A 1776-nucleotide genomic window follows, 5' to 3' on the forward strand; every position below is an offset into this window, starting at 1 on the left:
GGCGATCCTCAACGTCCGCCAGTCGTTCGCCGCGCCGATGTTCGTGCCGGTGCTCAACAACCTGATCGTGATCGCGACCTGCGTGGCGTTCATCTTCGTGCCCGGGCCACGTCCCCCCACGGTCGCCGGGATCAGCGACGCCCAGATCACGGTCCTCGCCGCCGGCACGACACTCGGCGTCGTGATCATGACGCTCGCGTTGCTGCCGTCACTGCGGGCAGTCGGTTTCCGCTACCGGCCGCGGCTGGACCTCTCCCACCCCGGGCTGCGCCGGGCGATGCGCCTGGCCGGCTGGACGCTGCTCTACGTGGCGGTCAGCCAGGTCGGCTACCTGGTCATCGTGCGCCTTGCCAGCTCCGCGACGGCGTACACCGTCTATACCTACGGGTACCAGATCTTCCAGCTCCCCTACGCCGTCATCGCCGTATCGGTGATCACCGCGCTGTTGCCGCGGATGAGCGCGCATGCCGCGGACAACCGCAGCGATCTGGTCCGCCAGGACCTGTCCACCGGGACGCGGCTGGCGGCGGTGGTGATCGTGCCGGCGGCGCTCGTGCTGCTGGCGCTGGGCCGCCCGATCGCGGTCGCGGTGTTCAACCATGGCGCCGTGAGCTACGCCGGGGCCGTGCGTATCGGTGACACCCTGGCCGCGTTCGCGGTCGCCCTGGTGCCGTTCTCCCTGTTCCAGGTGCAGCTGCGGGTGTTCTACGCCCACCAGGACAGCCGGACCCCCGCATTGATCAACATGGGGGTCGTCGCCACCAACATCGCCTGTGCGGCCGCGTTGAGCTCGCTGCTGCCCGACAAGAACCGGTCGGTGGCGCTGGCGCTGGCCTTCGCCGCGTCCTACCTGGTCGGTGTCGCGGTCTCGTCGGTACTGCTGCAGACCCGCCTGGGAGGTATCGACGCCGGACGGATCGCGCGCATGCTCACCCAGGTGACCATCGCCGGAGGGCTGGGCGCGGTCGTGGCCGCGGCTGTCTCCTCCCTGGTACGGATGGTCCTCGGCCAGGGCTGGATCGGTTCGGGTGTGAGCGTTGTCCTTGCCTGCGGGGTAGGAGTGCCTATCTACCTGGCGGCCATTGTCCGGATGCGGTTGCCCGAGATGGCCGCACTTGTCATGACCGTCCGTGGCCGATTTGGTTCACGATCGGCACACTGATCCCGGCCACAACCGACACAATGGCCGGCTGCCGGTCAGGGGACTCGTACACTGAACAGGCTGCATCCGGCTACGACAGCCGGACGCGTCGGTGATGACGGAGGCGCTGTGGTCGACGGGCACAACCGACCGCCGCGGGTTGACGTCGATAAGGACGTGACGAGCAGCGCGACCTGGAACGCCGGCGCCGTGGCGGCACCTGCGTCCTCCGACGCCACCGGCCCTATGGCTCCCCCGGGGCCGGCCGCCCTGCCGGTCAGCACCATGCTGGACGGCCGCTACCAGCTTCTGTCGGTCATGCACGCGCGTGGGCCGGTCACCCTGTGGCGCGGGGACGACCGCATCCTCGCCCGGCCCGTCGCCGTCCGCGTGGTGCAGCACGCCGACACCGGCGCGCAGGACTGCGCGGCCCTCGATCGCGCCGCCGAGATGCTGCTGTCAGCCGCCATCGGCTCCGGCCGGCTGGTGCACCCGGGCGCGGCGTCGACGTATGACGCCACATCGACCACCACCGAGGCCGGTCGCGTCTCCTATGTGGTGAGCGAATGGGTGGAGGGCAACTCCCTGCAGGCGCTGTCCGCCGAACGCCCGCTGCGCCCGGACCAGGCCACGAC

The 1776-nt window shown here is 70.2% G+C and carries 1 protein-coding gene and 1 pseudogene; both read left to right on the top strand.

Features of this window, described 5'->3' with window-relative positions; all coding sequences use genetic code 11:
* Positions 1-1162: murein biosynthesis integral membrane protein MurJ (murJ, locus tag DD1DGNOD_RS26135; RefSeq protein ID WP_131771232.1), on the top strand; the 1162-nt coding region annotated here is incomplete at its 5' end.
* Between the two features lie 156 nt (positions 1163-1318).
* A pseudogene (locus DD1DGNOD_RS26140) lies at positions 1319-1776 on the top strand (serine/threonine protein kinase); the annotation flags it as partial.

The sequence above is a fragment of the Candidatus Protofrankia californiensis genome, from assembly GCF_900634765.1.
Taxonomy (GTDB): Bacteria; Actinomycetota; Actinomycetes; order Frankiales; family Frankiaceae; genus Protofrankia; species Protofrankia californiensis.